The organism is Shinella sp. G-2 (assembly GCF_050172695.1).
GTDB lineage: Bacteria > Pseudomonadota > Alphaproteobacteria > Rhizobiales > Rhizobiaceae > Shinella.
Map to the genome: position 1 here is coordinate 23,148 of NZ_JBBEYH010000023.1, position 17,903 is coordinate 41,050.

The 17,903-nt window shown below is 64.5% G+C and carries 20 protein-coding genes and 1 tRNA gene; 10 read left to right on the forward strand and 11 right to left on the reverse strand.

What is annotated here, in order from left to right:
- Nucleotides 1–208 precede the first annotated feature (208 nt).
- Both rpmB and V8U06_RS23565 read left to right on the forward strand, forming a co-directional pair.
- Nucleotides 209–499 (forward strand): 50S ribosomal protein L28, encoded by a 291-nt coding sequence (gene rpmB, locus V8U06_RS23560; RefSeq protein ID WP_064331573.1) that lies wholly within the window; start codon nucleotides 209–211, stop codon nucleotides 497–499.
- A gap of 115 nt (nucleotides 500–614) precedes the next feature.
- Nucleotides 615–1,253: a VUT family protein gene (locus V8U06_RS23565; protein WP_427142755.1), complete on the forward strand. Its 639-nt coding sequence runs from the start codon at nucleotides 615–617 to the stop codon at nucleotides 1,251–1,253.
- Between the two features lie 31 nt (nucleotides 1,254–1,284).
- Here the strand turns inward: V8U06_RS23565 and V8U06_RS23570 are convergent, their stop codons facing one another.
- The 4 genes from V8U06_RS23570 to V8U06_RS23585 form a co-directional block, all read right to left on the reverse strand.
- Complete coding sequence (locus tag V8U06_RS23570; protein ID WP_427142800.1) at nucleotides 1,285–2,214, reverse strand: esterase-like activity of phytase family protein; 930 nt, start codon at nucleotides 2,212–2,214, stop codon at nucleotides 1,285–1,287.
- Nucleotides 2,215–2,290: 76 nt separating this feature from the next.
- Nucleotides 2,291–4,192, reverse strand: coding sequence for a cobaltochelatase subunit CobT (gene cobT, locus V8U06_RS23575; RefSeq protein ID WP_427142756.1), 1,902 nt, complete (start codon nucleotides 4,190–4,192; stop codon nucleotides 2,291–2,293).
- A 16-nt stretch (nucleotides 4,193–4,208) separates the two neighbouring features.
- Nucleotides 4,209–5,207 carry a cobaltochelatase subunit CobS gene (cobS, locus tag V8U06_RS23580; protein WP_427142757.1) on the reverse strand — a complete coding sequence of 333 codons (999 nt, stop codon included), beginning with the start codon at nucleotides 5,205–5,207 and terminating at the stop codon, nucleotides 4,209–4,211.
- Between the two features lie 62 nt (nucleotides 5,208–5,269).
- The gene (locus V8U06_RS23585; RefSeq protein ID WP_427142758.1) at nucleotides 5,270–5,902 is read right to left on the reverse strand and encodes a J domain-containing protein; all 633 of its coding nucleotides are present in this window, start codon (nucleotides 5,900–5,902) and stop codon (nucleotides 5,270–5,272) included.
- A gap of 114 nt (nucleotides 5,903–6,016) precedes the next feature.
- On the opposite strand from V8U06_RS23585, the gene V8U06_RS23590 reads away from it, so the two are divergent.
- The gene (locus V8U06_RS23590; RefSeq protein ID WP_427142759.1) at nucleotides 6,017–6,298 is read left to right on the forward strand and encodes a BolA family protein; all 282 of its coding nucleotides are present in this window, start codon (nucleotides 6,017–6,019) and stop codon (nucleotides 6,296–6,298) included.
- Here V8U06_RS23590 and V8U06_RS23595 read toward each other — a convergent pair whose 3' ends face one another.
- From V8U06_RS23595 to V8U06_RS23605, 3 genes are read right to left on the reverse strand one after another with little or no spacing between them, the layout of a single operon-like run.
- Nucleotides 6,299–7,216, reverse strand: coding sequence for a transporter associated domain-containing protein (locus V8U06_RS23595; RefSeq protein WP_427142760.1), 918 nt, complete (start codon nucleotides 7,214–7,216; stop codon nucleotides 6,299–6,301).
- The gene (gene aroB, locus V8U06_RS23600; protein ID WP_427142761.1) at nucleotides 7,213–8,346 is read right to left on the reverse strand and encodes a 3-dehydroquinate synthase; all 1,134 of its coding nucleotides are present in this window, start codon (nucleotides 8,344–8,346) and stop codon (nucleotides 7,213–7,215) included. Before aroB ends, V8U06_RS23595 begins: the two co-directional genes overlap by 4 nt.
- The gene (locus V8U06_RS23605; protein ID WP_226917607.1) at nucleotides 8,343–8,939 is read right to left on the reverse strand and encodes a shikimate kinase; all 597 of its coding nucleotides are present in this window, start codon (nucleotides 8,937–8,939) and stop codon (nucleotides 8,343–8,345) included. Before V8U06_RS23605 ends, aroB begins: the two co-directional genes overlap by 4 nt.
- Before the next feature lie 129 nt (nucleotides 8,940–9,068).
- Between V8U06_RS23605 and V8U06_RS23610 the strand changes: the two genes are divergently transcribed.
- The 5 genes from V8U06_RS23610 (at nucleotide 9,069) to V8U06_RS23630 (ending at nucleotide 13,148) form a co-directional block, all read left to right on the forward strand.
- A complete protein-coding gene (locus V8U06_RS23610) occupies nucleotides 9,069–9,218 on the forward strand; it encodes a hypothetical protein (RefSeq protein WP_226917608.1) in 150 nt (49 codons plus the stop codon).
- Complete coding sequence (gene xerD / locus V8U06_RS23615; protein ID WP_427142762.1) at nucleotides 9,215–10,162, forward strand: site-specific tyrosine recombinase XerD; 948 nt, start codon at nucleotides 9,215–9,217, stop codon at nucleotides 10,160–10,162. The genes V8U06_RS23610 and xerD overlap by 4 nt, the downstream gene beginning before the upstream one ends.
- A 77-nt stretch (nucleotides 10,163–10,239) precedes the next feature.
- On the forward strand, nucleotides 10,240–11,193 hold the full coding sequence (locus V8U06_RS23620; RefSeq protein WP_427142763.1) for an acetyl-CoA carboxylase carboxyltransferase subunit alpha: 954 nt from the start codon (nucleotides 10,240–10,242) through the stop codon (nucleotides 11,191–11,193).
- A gap of 201 nt (nucleotides 11,194–11,394) precedes the next feature.
- A complete protein-coding gene (locus V8U06_RS23625; protein ID WP_427142764.1) occupies nucleotides 11,395–12,909 on the forward strand; it encodes a L,D-transpeptidase family protein in 1,515 nt (504 codons plus the stop codon).
- On the forward strand, nucleotides 12,906–13,148 hold the full coding sequence (locus V8U06_RS23630; protein ID WP_427142765.1) for a sulfurtransferase TusA family protein: 243 nt from the start codon (nucleotides 12,906–12,908) through the stop codon (nucleotides 13,146–13,148). Before V8U06_RS23625 ends, V8U06_RS23630 begins: the two co-directional genes overlap by 4 nt.
- Nucleotides 13,149–13,317: 169 nt before the next feature.
- Here V8U06_RS23630 and V8U06_RS23635 read toward each other — a convergent pair whose 3' ends face one another.
- Nucleotides 13,318–14,508 carry a CobW family GTP-binding protein gene (locus V8U06_RS23635; RefSeq protein WP_427142766.1) on the reverse strand — a complete coding sequence of 397 codons (1,191 nt, stop codon included), beginning with the start codon at nucleotides 14,506–14,508 and terminating at the stop codon, nucleotides 13,318–13,320.
- A gap of 11 nt (nucleotides 14,509–14,519) precedes the next feature.
- A complete protein-coding gene (locus V8U06_RS23640; protein WP_427142767.1) occupies nucleotides 14,520–15,632 on the reverse strand; it encodes a D-alanyl-D-alanine carboxypeptidase family protein in 1,113 nt (370 codons plus the stop codon).
- A gap of 131 nt (nucleotides 15,633–15,763) precedes the next feature.
- Here V8U06_RS23640 and V8U06_RS23645 point away from each other — a divergent pair, with 131 nt between their 5' ends.
- On the forward strand, nucleotides 15,764–16,924 hold the full coding sequence (locus V8U06_RS23645; protein WP_427142768.1) for a M20 aminoacylase family protein: 1,161 nt from the start codon (nucleotides 15,764–15,766) through the stop codon (nucleotides 16,922–16,924).
- Nucleotides 16,925–16,990: 66 nt separating this feature from the next.
- Here the strand turns inward: V8U06_RS23645 and V8U06_RS23650 are convergent, their stop codons facing one another.
- Complete coding sequence (locus V8U06_RS23650; RefSeq protein ID WP_226917616.1) at nucleotides 16,991–17,245, reverse strand: hypothetical protein; 255 nt, start codon at nucleotides 17,243–17,245, stop codon at nucleotides 16,991–16,993.
- A 159-nt stretch (nucleotides 17,246–17,404) separates the two neighbouring features.
- Between V8U06_RS23650 and V8U06_RS23655 the strand changes: the two genes are divergently transcribed.
- Nucleotides 17,405–17,481, forward strand: a tRNA-Arg gene (locus tag V8U06_RS23655).
- An 11-nt stretch (nucleotides 17,482–17,492) separates the two neighbouring features.
- Here the strand turns inward: V8U06_RS23655 and V8U06_RS23660 are convergent.
- Nucleotides 17,493–17,879, reverse strand: coding sequence for a CAP-Gly domain protein (locus V8U06_RS23660; RefSeq protein WP_427142769.1), 387 nt, complete (start codon nucleotides 17,877–17,879; stop codon nucleotides 17,493–17,495).
- Nucleotides 17,880–17,903: the final 24 nt, after the last annotated feature.

The window sequence follows — 17,903 nt, forward strand, 5'->3', positions numbered from 1 at the left end:
TTCTACGCCGTGGAAAATTCGAGATTGTCCTGCTATTGCCTGCAAATCATGACGTTTGGCAACTGAATTCCCGCTGAACGGCAGGTTTGGCTTGACGCCGCCGACGAGTGTGACTATAGAACCGCGACTTTCCTAAAAGGCCAGACGGACTGCGGCCGGTTTCGGTACCGGAAACGTATTGTCCTGAACTAAGAAAAATAGGTGTACCATGTCCCGTAGTTGCGAATTGACCGGCAAGGGCGTCCAGTCGGGCAACAATGTGAGCCACGCAAACAACAAGACGAAGCGCAAGTTCCTTCCGAACCTGTGCAATGTCACGCTGATTTCCGACGCCCTCGGCCAGCGTTTCCGTCTTCGCGTTTCCGCTGCTGCTCTTCGTTCCGTCGAGCACCGCGGTGGCCTCGATGCCTTCCTCCTGAAGGCTGAAGAGAACGAACTGTCGATGCGCGCTCGTCTGCTGCGTCGCCAGATCGCCAAGAAGACCGCAGCAGCTGCCTGATTTCAGGCTTTAAGCTGAAGCATTTTCATTGAGGCTTGACCGGGACTCCGGGCAGGCCTCAATGCTGTGCGTACATTGTTGAACTCCAACTGGTGGCATCACCCAGGATAAAAAAATGCTGACGAACCGCGTTACCCTTTTCTATGTCCTCCTAATGACGGCCGTGGTCGTCGCCTCCAACGTGCTGGTGCAGTATCCGCTTTCGGGCGAGCTGTTCGGCATCGCGCTTGGCGATCTCCTCACCTATGGTGCCTTCACCTATCCCGTCGCCTTCCTCATCACCGACCTTACCAACCGCCAGTTCGGCCCGCGCGTTGCGCGCCGCGTCGTGGCGGCCGGTTTCCTCGTGGCGGTGGTCATCTCCTTCGCATTGTCCACGCCGCGGATCGCCATCGCTTCCGGTTCGGCATTCCTTGCCGGCCAGCTGCTCGACATCTCGGTGTTCAACCGGCTTCGCCGGCAGAGCTGGTGGCGCGCGCCGTTGATCGCGTCGCTGATCGGCTCGGTGCTCGACACGATGATCTTCTTCTCCTTCGCCTTCGCGCCCGCCTTCTCGGTCTTCGGTCCGAACGATGCCTTCGCCATCGAATGGGCGCCGGTGCTCGGCGTCTTGACCACGGAAGCGCCGCGCTGGATCTCCTGGGCGCTCGGCGACTTCTGCGTGAAGGTGATGGTCGGCATCGTCATGCTGCTGCCCTACGGCGCGCTGATGAGCAAGCTGAAGCCCATGCCTGATGTCGAGAAGCTGGCCTGATTGAAAGAGCCGTCCACCCTGGTGGACGGCTTTATTTCAGACGGAATTCCAGCATCAGATTGCGCTGAAGGATGGAATGGTTGTCGTCGGAAACGACGATGATGCGGATGTCGTTTTCTCCCATCACCACCACGTCCAGACCTTCCATATTGTCGATCTGGTGGCTGAGATCGGTGTCGATCAGCACTTCACCGTCGACGGTCGCGCCGGGACGGATCGTGTCGCCGGCGATACGGCGAATGCGCATGCCGACGCCATCCGACAGACGATAGCGGCGCTCCAGCAGCAGGAGATCGCCGTTGGGCAGGAAGGCGCCGTCGGTGATGTCCCAGGGATCGGCGCGCTTGACGGCGAAGAGGCCCTTGCGCGGCCCTTCCAGTACCGCGGCGAAGACATTGCCATCGGCGTTGAGGCTGCGCTCCGTCACGGCCACGGGCGTCACGCCGAGCGGTCCCGTCGCCGGCGACATGGCAAGCGTCTCCATGCCGCGGTTCATGCGCATTTCACCGGGATCAAAGGGGAAGGGCAGGCGCCGCTTGGGCTTCGCCTCCATGAAACCCGGATCGGGATAGACGTCGATACGGTGGAACACCTCGAAGCTGACGAGGGCTTCGCCCGGGCGCAGCGCAAGGCCCTCGGCATCCATCTTGAACTTGATATTCTCGTCCTGTCCGTCCCGGTCGAACATCGAGCGGACCTTGACGTCCGCAAGGCCGCTCAGCCGTCCTTCCGTATCCCGCTCGATGCGGCCGGTCAGCCAGTGACCGGTGTCGAGCACGGCGACGAAACTCTGCCGGTCCTCACGGAAACGGATCGCGGACACGGCGCCGAGCAGGGCATTACCGGAGGCATAGGTGATGCCGCCGAGGAATTCGAGCTTGCCGAAATCGTGCTGGTCGGAGCCGGAGACGAATTGCGAGAAAGCGCGATTGGTGACCGGCACGTCGGCGATTTCGGCCATGGCCGGTCGGACGAGCGGCAGGGCCAGCAGCGCGGACAGCGCGAGGACGCAAAGCCCTCGCGCCAGAGGCGCCGGTTCAGCCCGCACGGCGTCGGCCGGCGGGGCGGCGGGCGGTGGATTCGTCGGCGAAGAGCGAGGCAAGCTGCTCGGTCATGGCGCCGGCCAGTTCGTCCGCATCGACGATGGTGACGGCGCGGCGATAGTAGCGCGTCACGTCATGGCCGATGCCGATGGCCAGGAGCTCGACCGGCGAGCGCGTCTCGATCTGCTCGATGACGGCGCGCAGGTGCCGTTCCAGATAGTTGCCGGGGTTCACCGAAAGCGTCGAGTCGTCGACCGGCGCACCGTCCGAGATCATCATCAGGATGCGGCGCTGTTCGGGACGGGCGAGCAGGCGGTCATGCGCCCAGATCAGCGCTTCGCCGTCGATGTTTTCCTTCAGGAGACCTTCGCGCATCATCAGGCCGAGATTGCGCCGGGCGCGCCGCCACGGGGCGTCTGCGCCCTTGTAGATGATGTGGCGCAGGTCGTTGAGGCGGCCGGGGGACTGCGGCTTGCCACTGGCGAGCCACTTCTCGCGCGACTGGCCACCCTTCCACGCCTTGGTGGTGAAGCCGAGGATTTCCACCTTCACGCCGCAGCGCTCCAGCGTGCGGGCAAGAATGTCGGCGCAGGTGGCGGCGACGGTGATCGGCCGGCCGCGCATGGAGCCGGAATTGTCGATCAGCAGCGTCACCACCGTATCGCGGAAGGTGGTGTCCTTCTCGCGCTTGAAGGAGAGCGGCTGCATCGGATCGATGATGATGCGCTGCAGGCGCGCGCTGTCGAGATATCCCTCTTCGAGGTCGAACTCCCAGGCGCGGTTCTGCTGCGCCATCAGGCGGCGCTGCAGGCGGTTGGCCAGGCGGCCGACGGCGCCCTGCAGGTGGGCGAGCTGCTTGTCGAGGAAGGCGCGCAGCCGGTCCAGCTCCGCCTCGTCGCACAGTTCTTCCGCGGTGATGGTCTCGTCGAATTCCTGCGTGAAGACGGCGTAGTCGACCTTCTCGTTGAAATCGGAGAAGGGCTGGTTGGGGCGGCGGACCTCGCCGGGCTTCTCCGTCTCGTCGCCGTCGTCCTCGACGAGGTCGTCGTCGGAGATTTCCGCGCCGTCCATCTCGCCTTCGTCCATCTGCTCGTCGGACGTCTCGTTCTCGTCGGCGGGGGCGGAATCGTCCCCGGCGTCTTCCTGGCTGTTGTTTTCTTCCTGCTCGTCGCTGCGCGGCTGGTTCTCGTCCTCGGGCGTTTCCGAATCGTCCGGCTCGGTCTCGTCCTCGCCGTATTGCTCGGCGACGTTCATGGAGGCGAGCATGTTGCGCACGACGCGCGAGAAGGCCTGCTGGTCGTTGATGGCGGCCGAAAGGCCCTCCATGTCCCCGCCGGCCTTGTCTTCGATGAAATCGCGCCAGAGATCGAGCACCTGGCCTGCGGATGCCGGCGGGGCCTGCCCGGTCAGCTTCTCGCGCACGATGAGCGCCACGGCCTCTTCGAGCGGCGCATCGGCCTGACGGGTGATCGCGCCGAAATTCGCCTTGGCGTATTTCTCGGTCAGCATGGTGGTGAGGTTCTGCGCCATGCCCTGCATGCGGTTGGAGCCGATCGCCTCGACGCGCGCCTGTTCGACGGCGTCGAAGATCGCCCGGGCGTCCGCGCCCTGCGGCGACATGGTCGCGTGGATGCGGGCGTCGTGGCAGGCCTTGCGCAGCGCCATCGAATCGCCAAGGCCGCGGGTGATCGCGACTTCGGCCGGCGAGGGACGCTTGGACAGTTCCGGCAGGCGGATGCGTTCGCCGGTCATGCCGGGGCGCTCGTTGGCGAAGGAAACCTCCACCTCCGCGTCGCCCGAGACCGCGCGCACGCAGCCCGTCACCGCGCGGCGGAACGGTTCCATGTCGACCACGCCGCCGGGCCTCGGCTTGGAATTGTCTCCGCGAGCTGCCATGCGCTTCACCTTGCCGTCAGGCAGTCGCTTCCAGGACGATATTGGCGGCGCTTTCCTTCAGCTCCACGCCGAAGGCGCGCTGGTAAAGCTCGGCCACCAGCGTGCGCTCGAGTTCGTCGCACTTGTTGAGGAAGGTCACGCGGAAGGCAAAGGCGACATCGCCGAAGATTTCCGCATTTTCCGCCCAGGTGATGACCGTACGCGGGCTCATCACGGTCGAAAGGTCACCGTTGATGAAGGCGGCGCGGGTGAGATCGGCCACGCGCACCATGCGCGAGATCGTCTCGCGGCCGTCCTTGCCGGAGGCAAGGCGCTTCACCTTGGCGGCGACGATGTTCACTTCGTTGTCGTGCGGCAGGTAGTTCAGCGTGGTGACGATCGACCAGCGGTCCATCTGCGCCTGGTTGATCTGCTGCGTGCCGTGATAGAGGCCGGTCGTGTCGCCGAGGCCGACCGTGTTGGCGGTGGCGAACAGGCGGAAGGCGGGATGCGGGCGGATGACGCGGCTCTGGTCGAGCAGGGTCAGGCGGCCGGAGGATTCCAGCACGCGCTGGATGACGAACATCACGTCCGGGCGGCCGGCATCGTATTCGTCGAAGACGAGTGCGACATTGTGCTGGTAGGCCCAGGGCAGGATGCCGTCCTTGAATTCGGTGACCTGCAGGCCGTCCTTGACGACGATGGCGTCCTTGCCGACGAGGTCGATACGGCTGACATGGCTGTCGAGGTTGACGCGCACGCAGGGCCAGTTGAGGCGGGCGGCGACCTGTTCGATGTGGGTCGACTTGCCGGTGCCGTGATAGCCGGAGACCATGACGCGGCGGTTGTGGGCGAAGCCTGCAAGGATGGCGAGCGTCGTTTCGCGGTCGAACAGGTAGTCCGGGTCGAGATCCGGAACATAGGCGTCCGCCTTGGAATAGGCCGGGACCCGCAGGTCCGTATCAATGCCGAAAACCTCCCGAACGGATACCGTGGTATCGGGGAGGTTGGAAATATCGAGATCCATCTTGCTCATCACGTCTCCGCGGCAGCCGCCACCCGCGCGCCCGCCCAATATCCTGTTGTCCGGCGTCTGCTCTAGCAGAAGCCGGCCTGCTTTAACAATTGATATGCTTGGATGACCGCGCGAAAACGCTCTTCCGAGCCTCTATCTCCGCCATTTGCATCCGGGTGATGCTTTTTGACAAGCGTTTTGTAGGCGGTCTTGATGTCCTCGGTCGTGGCATTGGCAGAGAGACCGAGCGTATCGAAGGCTTTTGCCTCGAGGGTTTTCAGCTTTCGCGCGCGCGGCTCCATGCGCGGGCCGCGTCCCTTGCCCTGCTCGAAGAAGCCGAAGGGATCGCGGATGCGCTGATTTGCCCCGGCCGTGCCGGAGCGGGCGCTGCCCTGGGTCGGGCCGTTCTTGGCGGCCTTGTTGACGCCGATCGTCCAGGTCGGGCGGTGGCCGGTGATGGCCTCCTTCTGATAGCGGGCGATCTCGTTGTCGGAGAGGCCGGAGAAGTAGTTGTAGCCCTTGTTGTATTCCTTGACGTGCTCGAAGCAGAACATGAAATACTGCCCTTCGGCATTGCGGCCGACGGGCGCGCGATGCACGGCATTTTCCTCGCAGCCATCCCACTGACAGGTCGGCGCGGAGCGTTCGGGACGCTCCACGCGCCGCTTCGTGCGGATGCGGTCGAAGTATTTGGAATCGAGTTTCATGGCGCACATTATGGGGTTGCGGAGGGCCCGCAACAAGAATTGACAAAGCGGATTGTTGCTGGCTTTGTGGGACCCTTTTCCTGCGTCGCGGCCAGGTCTTTCCCGGTCGCTGAAGAGGCCGCAATGTCCATGAAATCCTCCATCGCCGGTAAGCTCGATACCGCCTTTGCGCCCGAGCGCCTCGAGGTCATCAACGAGAGCCACCTGCATGCCGGCCATCAGCCGGGTTATGACGGGGAGGGCGAGACGCATCTGCGCGTGCGCATCGTTTCGGCCGCCTTTGCCGGCATGAGCCGGGTGGCGCGGCATCGGGCGATCAACGATCTGGTGAAGGCGGAATTCGATGCCGGGCTGCATGCGCTTGCCGTCGAGGCGGCTGCGCCGGGCGAACCGACGCGCTGGTGATCAGCCGGCCCGCGGTTCCGGCTCCACGGGGCGGATGCGCAGTTTTGTGATGCGGTTCTTCACCCGCTTCATGACGATGAAGCGTTTGCCATGGAAGGTGAAGGCTTGGCGCTCCTCGGGGATCGATTTGGATTCGTGAATGACGAGGCCGGCGATGGTCGTCGCCTCCTCGTCCGGCAGGCTCCAGTTGAAAGCGCGGTTGAGGTCGCGGATCGAGACGCTGCCGTCGACGACGAGCGAGCCGTCCGCTTCCTGCCGCACGCCCTGCACGTCGACCGCCTTCTCGTCGGAGATGTCGCCGACGATTTCCTTCAGGATGTCCTGAAGCGTCACGAGGCCCTGCACCTCGCCATATTCGTCCACCACGGTCGCGAAATGTTCCTTGCGGCGCAGAAAGGCGGCAAGCTGTTCCTTCAGCGTCGTCGTATCAGGCACGAACCACGGCTTCTGCGCCACCTTGGTGATATCGAGGTTCTTCGGCTCGATGCCGGGTTCGGCCAGCGCGCGCAGCAGATCCTTGGCATGGACCACGCCGACGATGTTGTCGACCGAGCCGGCCCAGAGCGGCATGCGCGTATAGGGGCTTTCCAGCACGGCCTTGACGACTTCCTCCGGCGGATCGCCGGCATTGAGCGCCCGCATGGTCGTGCGGTGGATCATGATGTCGGAAACCTCGAGGGCATCGAGGTCGAGCCCGTTGCCGATCCGGTCCCGCTCGGGCTTCACGGCCGCGCCGTCGCGGGGCGGCTGGCCCGGCCGGCGCTCGGCCTCCGCCTCGCGGATGTCCCGGTGCGCGCGCCACCGCGCGGCGATCGACGCTCGCCAGCCGAAGGCGAGGGCGAGAACGGCGACGCCGAGCGCGAAAAATATCCAGGTCCAGATGTGCGGAGCGAGCGCGGCGGGCGTTTCGCTGTTCATTTCGGCAGCTTTTCCTTGAGGAAAGCGATGACCTCGGATTGCGGTACGTCGTCGGCGACGAAGGACTGGCCGACGCCCCGGGTCAGGATGAAGGTCAGTTTGCCGGCCTTGACCTTCTTGTCCTGCGCGATGGCGTCCATCAGCACCTCCGCCGGCGGCAGGCCGCCCGGAATCTGATCCATGGAGGTCGGAAGGCCGACCTCGCGCAGATGCGCCTCTACGCGCTTGCCATCGTCTGGGCTGCAAAGGTTCAGGCGGGTGGAGAACTGATGGGCGAGCGTCATGCCGATGGCGACGCCCTCGCCGTGCACGAGGCGGGCGCTGTCGTAATGCGTGGCCGCCTCCAGCGCATGGCCGAAGGTGTGGCCGAGATTGAGCAGGGCGCGTTGGCCGTTCTCGCGCTCGTCGGCAGCCACGACGTCGGCCTTCGCCTGACAACTCGTGGCGATGGCCTCGATGCGCGCGTCGCCGCCGGCAAAGACGTCGCGCCAGTTCGTCTCCAGCCAGGCGAAGAAGTCCGGCTTGTCGATAAGGCCGTATTTGGCGACTTCGGCATAGCCGGCGCGGAACTCGCGGAGGGAGAGGGTGTCGAGCACGTCCGTGTCGGCGAGCACGAGGTCGGGCTGGTGGAAGACGCCGATGAGGTTCTTGCCGTGAGCCGAATTGATGCCGGTCTTGCCGCCGACGGAAGAATCGACCTGCGCCAGCAGCGAGGTCGGCACCTGGATGAAGCGCGAGCCGCGGCGCACGATGCCGGCGGCAAAGCCGGTGAGGTCGCCGATGACGCCCCCGCCGAGCGCCACCACCGCGTCGTTGCGCTCGATACGGGCCGCGAGCACGCTGTCGCAGGCGCTGATCAGGTGCTCGAAGCTCTTGGTCTTCTCGCCGGCCGGCAGCACCAGAGAGACGGCGTCGATGCCTTCTGCTCCAAGGGCGCTCATGAAGCCGTCGAGATAGAGCGGGGCGACATGCGCGTCCGTGATGACGGCGATCTTGCGGCCCTTGAGGCGGCTGGCGATCTCGCGGCCGGCGGCAGCGATGAGGCCGGGGCCGATCAGGATGTCGTAGGAGCGGTCGCCGAGGTCGACCCGCACGGTGCGGCGGGCAGTGGCACTGGCAGTCATGGTCATCTCGTCGGGTTTCTCGGGCCGGCGGCGGTGATCGCGGCGAGCACCTCCTCCACCATGGTTTCCTTTTTCACGTCGCGCGACATCACGGTCAGATCGGCTTCCGCGTAGATCGGGTAACGGGCATTCATGAGGTTTTCGAGCGTCTGGCGCGGATTTTCCGTCTTCAGCAGCGGGCGCGTGTCGCGCTTGTTGACGCGCTCCCAGAGCACGTCGAGATCGGCGTTCAGCCAGACAGTGAGGCCGCCGCGCCGGATGTGCTTGCGTGTGTTCTCGTTGATATAGGCCCCGCCGCCGGTCGAGACGACGCGCGGGCCGGAGCGGAGCAGGCGCTTGATGACACGGGTTTCGAGCGCCCGGAACTCCGCCTCGCCATAGGCGGCGAAGAGGTCGGTGATGGACATGCGCGAGACGCGCTCGATCTCGTGGTCGGAATCGATGAAGGGAATGCCGAGCGCCTGCGCGGTCATGCGCCCGATCGCCGATTTGCCGGCACCCATGAGGCCGATCAGCACGAGGTTGCGCTTGCCAAGCGCTGCTCGGGCCTGTTCGGCGAGCGTGGGGGCGGGAGGGGCCTGGTCGGTCGGCTCGATCATTCGCATTTCCGGGGTTTCGTCCCTTTCCGTATCGATAAAGCGCGGGAAGCGTCAAGCCTGCCGCGCCGTCCATCCCTTGCGCTCGATGGATGGCGAGGCGATATAAAGGGCATCGTCCCGGAGAGCGCCATGCCCACCCTGTTCCGATTCCTGTTCTTCTGCGCCGTGATCGCCGGGTCGATCTACGGCACGATGGTGGCGCTGGTGACCTTCGTGCAGCCGACGGAGCGCGAGGTGACGATCCGCATTCCCTCCGAACGGGTCAACCCGCAGCCATGAGGGATCCATCCGCCCTAAAGGTCGAGTCCTTTCTCGAAATGATGAGCGCCGAGCGCGGCGCGGCGACGAACACGCTGCAATCCTACGAGCGGGACCTGGAGGATGCGCAGTCCTTTCTCAACGAGCGCGGCATACGCCTGACTGAAGCGACGCCGGACGACCTGCGCGCCTATCTCGGTCATCTCGCCCGGCAGGGTTTTGCCGCCTCCTCGCAGGCACGGCGGCTTTCGGCGCTGCGGCAGTTCTTCAAGTTTCTCTATGGCGAGGGCCTGCGTGGCGACGATCCCACCGGCATTCTCGATGCGCCGAAGAAGGGTCGCGCCCTGCCCAAGACGCTGAGCGTCGACGATGTGACGCGTCTCATCGCGCGGGCGGAGGCCGAGGCGGCCGAGCCCGGCGGCAACCTCCTCCTCAAGCGGCGCATGCATGCGCTCGTCGAACTGCTCTATGCGACGGGCATGCGCGTGAGCGAGCTCGTTTCTCTGCCGGCGAGTGTGCTGGCACAGACCGGGCGGTTCCTCGTGGTCAAAGGCAAGGGCAACAAGGAGCGCATGGTGCCGCTGTCGCGCGCCGCCGTTGTCGCGCTCACGGCCTATGGCGAGGCGCTGGCGGCCGAGATGGGCGAGGATCCCGCGACGGGGGCCTTCCTCTTTCCTGCGCAGAGCAAGGAAGGGTACCTGCCGCGCCAGGTTTTTGCACGCGACCTGAAGGCACTGGCCGGGCGGGCGGGGATCCGGGCCGCGACGCTTTCGCCGCACGTCCTTCGCCATGCTTTCGCCAGCCATCTCCTGCAGAACGGGGCGGACCTGCGCGCAGTGCAGGAACTGCTGGGCCATCAGGACATTTCGACGACACAAATCTATACGCATGTGCTGGAAGAACGGCTGCATCAGCTCGTTCAAACCCATCACCCCCTTGCCAAACAGGCAAAAAAACCGGATTAGGACCCTTCGCCCGCGACTGGCCTCCCTGGCTGACGGCCGTCTGGCGTGGTTTGAGCAAACGATCGGAAACGCATCTCATGCACAACTACCTCGATTTCGAAAAGCCCATCTCGGATCTGGAAGGCAAGATCCACGAGCTGCGCAAGCTCGCCGAAGAAGATGAGAGCGTCGACACGACGGACGAGGTCGGACGGCTGGAAATCCGCGCCCGCGAGGCGATGGCGGACATCTATTCCAAGCTGACGCCCTGGCAGAAGACGCAGGTCGCGCGCCACCCGCAGCGCCCGCATTTCGTCGATTACGCCAGCCAGCTTTTCGAGGAATTCACCCCGCTTGCCGGCGACCGCAAGTTCGCCGAGGACGAGGCCATCCAGGCCGGCCTCGGCCGCTTCCGCGGCGAGGCCGTCGCCATCATCGGCCAGGAAAAGGGCAACGACACCAAGTCGCGCCTCAAGCACAATTTCGGCAGCGCCCGGCCGGAAGGCTACCGCAAGGCGATCCGCGTCATGGAAATGGCCGACCGTTTCGGCCTGCCCGTCATCACGCTGATCGACACGGCCGGCGCTTATCCCGGCATCGGCGCGGAAGAGCGCGGCCAGGCGGAAGCCATCGCCCGTTCCACGGAAATGTGCCTCAACATCCGCGTGCCGATCGTCTCGATCGTGCTCGGCGAAGGCGGCTCGGGCGGCGCGATCGCGATCGCCACGGGCGACCGCGTCTACATGCTGGAGCATGCCATCTACAGCGTGATCTCGCCGGAAGGCGCCGCCTCGATCCTCTGGCGCGATTCTACCCGCGCCAAGGAAGCGGCGAGCAACATGAAGATCACCGCAGAGGACCTGAAGGCCTTCGGCATCATCGACGGCATTATCCAGGAGCCGGTCGGCGGTGCGCACCGCGATCCGGCCGCCGTGATCGGCCGTGCGGGCGACGTCATCGCCGCGGCGTTGAAGGATCTCGGCGCCAAGCCCGGCGACCAGCTTCGCAAGGAGCGCCGCCAGCGCTACCTCAATATCGGTCGCCAGCTCTGACAGGCGGCTTTTGGCGGCGCGTGACGCCGCCAATGCCCAATCTCGGCCACAATCCTTGTGTCTGAACAGGTGCGGTCTTCCGGCGACCTCGCGAAAGAATTTCCGGTTAAGAATTTATGAAGTATAAGCCGGTTACGACTGCGCGTCCCGCCCCGCCGGCGCGACGGCTCGCGATCTGACGATTGTTCACGGACTTCTGGAATGCGCCTGACTGTTCTTGCCGCCGTATCGCTTCTTGCTGTGGCAGCCGCCGGCTGCACGAACGAGACGCTCGACTCCTTCGACAAGGTCGATGTCGACCTGAAGAAGGTCTCGAGCAAGACAAGCTATCAGCTGTCGTCCTCCGTCATCGGCAAGCTTGCATCGATGAACATCGACCGCTCCTCGCCGATGATGCTGCGCATCTTCAAGGAAGAGGGGCGGCTGGAGCTTTGGAAGGCCGACCGCGCGAACCGCTTCCAATTGGTGCGCAACTACAAGATCTGCGCCTGGTCCGGCAAGCTCGGCCCGAAGACGAAGGAAGGCGACCGTCAGGCGCCGGAAGGCTTCTATCCGCTCGCGCGCGCCAACCTGAACCCGAATTCGAGCTATTACCTGGCGATCAATACGGGCTTCCCGAACAATTATGACCGCGCCAACAAGGCAAGCGGCACGCATCTGATGATCCACGGCGCCTGTTCGTCGTCGGGCTGCTACTCGATGACCGACGAGCAGATGGTGGAGATCTTCGCCTTCGCGCGCGACGCCTTCGACGGCGGCCAGAAGACGATCCAGCTCCAGGCCTTCCCCTTCCGCATGACCGCGGAGAACATGGCGCGCCACCGCGACAATCCGAATATCGAATTCTGGAAGATGCTGAAGGTCGGCTACGACCATTTCGAGCTGACGAAGCGTCCGCCCGAGGTCAATGTCTGCGAGAAGAAGTATGTCTTCAACCAGCAGGCCGACAAGCCTTTCACGCCGGCCGGCGCCTGCCCGGCGATGACGACACCGGCGGCGCTGGACGTCGCGCTGTCGAGCTACAACAAGACCTATGCCGCGGCCTATGCCAAGGCGATGAGCAAGTATGAAGGCACTGTCTGGGTGGAGCCGTCCGAAGCCCAGCGCAAGGCCATCGTTGCCGATCAGCGCAAGGGCCGGGAACTCGCCTATGCGCCGACGGGCAATTCGCTCGACGCCGGCAAGCTGATGACCGAACGCGAGATCGAGGCGCAGAAGCGTAAGGTCGAAGAGGCCGAACAGCGCAAGATCGAGGCCGCCGAGCGCGCCAAGCAGGCGGAAGAACAGGCCAAGCTCGACGCCGAGCAGCAGAAGATCAAGGAAGCGCAGGATTTTGCCGCCGACGTCGCCGCCGAAAAGGCGGAGAAGCGGGCGCGCGGCGAAGGCGCCCTGCCGGTGCCGGAAGAAAACCCCGGTGTCGCCGTTGTCGAGACGCCGGAAAAGAAGCCTTTCTGGAAACTCTGGGCTGCCAAGGACACCGAGCCGCGCAAGGCGGAGCCGGCGGCCGGCGTGACAGAGGGCACGGAGCAGGCAACGCTCGATGCCGGTCAGCCGGTGCGCAAGGAGGCAAAGGCGGCGACCGCCGAGGCCTCCGCCCAGACGATGGAAAAGCCGGTGGATGGCGGAACCGTCCTGCCTGTGCCGGAAGCAAATCCAGATAGCCAGGTCGTCGAGCAGACCCAGAAAAAGCCGTTCTGGAAGTTCTGGCAGAAATGACGACCGCTTTTTCCGAAGCCGAGGTCTATGACCTGCGCGGGCTGAAATGCCCGTTGCCGGTGATGAAGGCGCGCAAGCGCCTTTCCACCATGGCGGCCGGCGCCAGCCTCTGGGTCGAGACCACCGATCCCCTTGCGGTCATCGACATTCCCCATTTCTGCCATGAGGACGGCCACGCGCTCGAAGCGAGCGAGCGCGTCGAGGCAGGACACCGCTTCCTGATCCGCAAGAAAGCCTGATCTTCAGAGCAATTCCGGTTTGTCGGTCCAACCGGCGCCGAAGCGATGCCGCGTCGGCCGGATAGCCCCTAGAGTTTGTCAGGGAAAAGTGGGAACCGGTTTTCCCGAAAAGACAAACGAAAACAAAAGAATTTAGAGCATGTCTGGTTCAATCTGAACCTGACAAACTCTAGAACTTGAAACCCGGTACGGCTAGCGGGTTGTCGGCAAGGGCCGCGCGGTCCGGGCGGTCGATCTTCGGCGTGCCGGTGAAGGCGTCGAAGAGGTCGCGCACGAAGGCCTCCGGCAGGTCCTTGGTGATGAGCACCAGCCGCGTGCGGCGATCTTCGGGGTCCGGCCAGGCGGGAAGGCGCTCTGGCGGGTGGAAGACGCTCTGCACGCCGTGCAGCACCAGCGGCCGCTCGGGATTGCTCGACATCTGCACGATGCCCTTCATGCGCAGCAGCTTCTCTCCATGTGCCGAGCGCAGGAGATCGATGAACATATCCAGCGCCATCGGATCGACGGGACGGTCATGCACGATGCTGAAGGAGCGGATCGTCGCGTCGTGGCGCGTGACGTCATGGGCGTGCGCGTGGCCATGATGGTCGTGATCGTGGTGATGATGGTCATGCCCATGACCATGCCCATGCCCGTGCCCGTGACCATGATCGTGCCCGTGACCATGGTCGTGTTGGTGATCGTGCGCTCCCTCGTGCAGCCAGCGGCGCACGTCGGCGGTCTTGCTGCCGGGATCGTAGAGGCCGTTCGAGAGAAGGGCCGAACCGGCAAGGCCGGGGGCATCGACATCCGAAACGCTGGCGCGCGGATTGAGCGCGGCGATCTCGCGCGTCACCGCCTCCAGGGCCGCGGCGTCGGCGAGCGAAGCCTTGCTGATCAGGACGCGATCGGCGACAGCGACCTGCTTGACGGCTTCGGGGTGGTTGGCAAGCGTCGAGAGACCGTTGACGGCATCGACCACGGTGATGACGCCATCCAGGCTGAAGGAATGGGCCAGCACCGGATTGCCCATCACCGCCTGCAGCACGGGCGCGGGATCGGCAAGGCCGGTCGTTTCGATCACCACGCGCTTCAGCGGCTGGATCTTGCCGGACTGCATGCGGTCCATCAGGTCGGCGAGCGTATCGACCAGCTCGCCGCGGATCGTGCAGCAGAGGCACCCGTCGGACAGTTCAATGATGCCGTCGCCGGACTGTTCGACCAGCAGGTGGTCGATGCCCACCTCGCCGAACTCGTTGATGATGACGGCCGTGTCCGTCAGCGTCGGATCCTTCAGGAGCCGGTTGAGCAGGGTCGTCTTGCCCGCGCCCAGAAATCCGGTCAGCACGGAAACCGGCACGCGCCGCTCGGCGAGGGTCATGGCTTTTCCTGTCAGAATGTGGGCCGCGGGATCGGGATCGGCACGTTGGCGATGTCGCCCATGTCGCCGGCCGCGACCTTGTCGTCGCCGGCGGTCTTGGCCGCATCGCCGCCGAGAAGGCCGGCATAGACCAGCTTCAGCGGGCGGTTCAGCTCATGGATATAGGGAGACGCGAGCTTTTGACGCCCGGCCTCGTCGCGGCCCTCGCTGCGCACCTTGGCGGCATGCTTCGAGCAGATGTCTTCCGAGATATCGGCGACGATGTCGCGCGTCTCGCCATAGGGGCGAAGCTGGCCGAGCTTCGTGCCGGTGCCGCCCCGCATGGTCAGGCCCTTTTCCAGCATGCCGGCGGAAATGTCCGCCCGCGCGCCAAGGCTGTCGGAGCCGAGAACGACGGAAACGACGCTGCGGCCGTTGCGGGTGGCCGAAGAAACCTGGTTGAAGCCGGAGGCGCAGATGAAGCCCGTCTTCATGCCGTCCGCGCCGTCGAAGCGGCCGATCAGCATGTTGAAGTTGGGATACTGCTTCTTGCCGGTGGTGAAGCCTTCCAGCGCGAAATAGGGCGCATATTGCGGGAACTCGCGCTTCAGCGTCACGGCGAGCACGGCAAGGTCGCGCGCCGTCGTGTACTGGCCCTTGCCGGGCAGGCCATGCGGATTGATGAAATGCGAGGAGCTCATGCCGATGCGGGCGGCTTCCGCATTCATGCGGTTCACGAAGCCCTGCTCGGAACCGCCGACCGATTCGGCGATGGCGACGGCCACGTCATTGGCCGACTTGACGAGGACGATCTTCAGCGCGCTGTCGAGTGTCATCTTCTGGCCGGGCTTGAAGTACATCTTGCTCGGCGGTTCGGCGGCGGCGTTCTTGGTCATGATGACCGGGCTTTCCAGCGTCAGTTCGCCGGCCTTGATGGCGCGAAACACCGTATACGCCGTCATCAGCTTGGTCAGGGAGGCGGGATACCAGCGCTGGAATGCATCCTCGTGCTCGATGACCTGCAGCGTGTTGATGTCCACCAGCATGCGCGGGTTGGCCGCAGCGCCATTGGCCGTCAGGCTGGCCGTGAGCAACAGGGCGGAGCCCAAAAACCATGCGCTCCGGCGCGTCGTTCGTCCGTTCATCTGCAAGGGTCTGTCCTCGAAATCGGGAGTTGTCTCGAACCGTCGCCCTATTTAACCTATATGGCACCGTGATGGCAAAGCCATCGAACAGCGATGGCCAAATTTCCGGCCGAAATGACAGGACGTGTTGCATGCCCATTCTCAACCGCGCCGCCGAACTGCAGGACGAAATCGCCGGATGGCGCCGGCAGCTGCACCGGGAACCGGAGCTGCTTTTCGCCGTGGAAAAGACGGCGGCGTTCGTGGCGGAGAAGCTGCGCGAGTTCGGCGTCGACGAGGTGGTGACGGGTATCGGCCGCACGGGCGTCGTCGGGCTCATCCGCGGCAAGGACGAGGGGCGCACCATCGGCCTTCGCGCCGACATGGACGCGCTGCCGATCGAGGAGACGAGCGGCAAGCCCTGGGCGTCCATCACCAAGGGCAAGATGCATGCCTGCGGCCATGACGGCCATACGGCCATGCTGCTCGGTGCGGCGAAGTATCTCACCGAAACGCGCAATTTTTCGGGCAATGTCGCCGTCATCTTCCAGCCGGCCGAAGAGGGCGGCGGCGGCGGCAACGAGATGGTCAAGGACGGCATGATGGAACGCTTCGGCATTGCCGAGGTCTACGGCATGCACAATCTGCCCGGCCTGCCGGTCGGGTCCTTCGGCACGCGACCCGGCCCGATCATGGCGGCGACCGATGAATTCAACATCACCGTCAGGGGGCGCGGCGGACATGCGGCCTTGCCGCACAAGACGATCGATCCCATTGTCATCGGCGCGCAGGTCGTCACAGCGCTGCAGACCATCGTCTCGCGCGTTGCCGACCCCATCGCCTCGCTCGTCGTGTCCGTCACCAAGTTCAATGCGGGCTTTGCCCACAATGTCATCCCCGAGGAAGCAAAGCTTGCCGGTACGGTGCGCACGCTGAGCCCCGACATGCGCGAGGAGGCCGAGGCCCGCATCCGCCAGATTTGCGCCGGTCTTGCCAGCGCCCATGGCGCCGAGATCACGGTGACCTATCACCGCAACTATCCCGTTACGGTCAACCATGCGGACGAGACCGGCCATGCCGTGTCCGTCGCGCGTGGGATATCGGGCGCGACGGCGGTCGATGACGCGCTCAATCCGATGATGGGCGGCGAGGATTTTTCCTACATGCTGCAGTCGCGGCCCGGCGCCTTTATCTTCCTCGGCAATGGCGATACGGCGGGGCTGCACCACCCGGCCTACGATTTCAACGACGAGGCCATTCCCCATGGGGTGACCTACTGGGTGAAGCTGGCCGAAAGCCGCCTCGCCGCCTGACAAAAAGAGCCCGGCTGCAGGGACGAACAGCCGGGCAAGTCGGGGAGGATCGAGGGGACGAAACGGTCAGTTGCAGATGCGGACCTTCTTGATGACCACGTTGCCCCACTTGTCGTGGAACTTCTTCTTCTTCCAGAAGCAGTCATAGCCGTAGTCGTCGTCATAGAAGGTCACGTTGGCGCTGTGGCCCCAGCCGTGATGACCATGGCCCCAGCCATTGCCGAAGCCGAAACCGATGGAAAAGTCGCCAGCCTTGGACGGAGCGGCGAAGGAAAGCGCTGCGACGGTTGCAACGACAGCGGAAAGCACGATCTTGCGCATGAGACATTCTCCTCTGGGTTCTCTTGGATGGAGCCATCTCCATCCCATGAACCGAATGTCTCATGATCCCGCCCGCCGGGCTGTTCCTCAGGGAACGCGGCTGCAAGGTCCGAAAACCACTTGGCTTCACGCCCCGGCTTTTGTATGGGTGCAGTCAGTGGTCCCGTAGCTCAGCAGGATAGAGCACCAGATTCCTAATCTGGGGGTCCCGCGTTCGAATCGCGGCGGGATCACCACTTCCTGAAAATCAGACGTCCTCCGTCTCGCGCTCCGGCGTGACGACGCGCGGCTTGGTGCGCACGGACGGCAGGATCGACGGCTGCTTCGTGACGACCTTCTTCGGCGTCGGGGCCTTGAGGCCGAGCATGGAGCGGATACGGTCGGAGACGAGGGGGCGGAAGCGGCTGGCGCGGAAGGGCATGTCGACGGCGCCGTAGCCTTCCGGTCCGTCGTCCTGGCCGCGGTAGAGTTCCATCAGCTTGATGCCGTAGAAGTCGCCGTCGACATAGTGGCGGTAGTGGCCGGTCCAGCGCACGGTATAGATCTGGCCCTTGCGGATGCCCTGGTCGATGGAGACGTTCTTGAAGCGGTCGTTGATGCAGACGACCTTCTGGCCGACCTGGAACGTTGGCATTGGCGTCTCCCCTTTCTCGGTCCC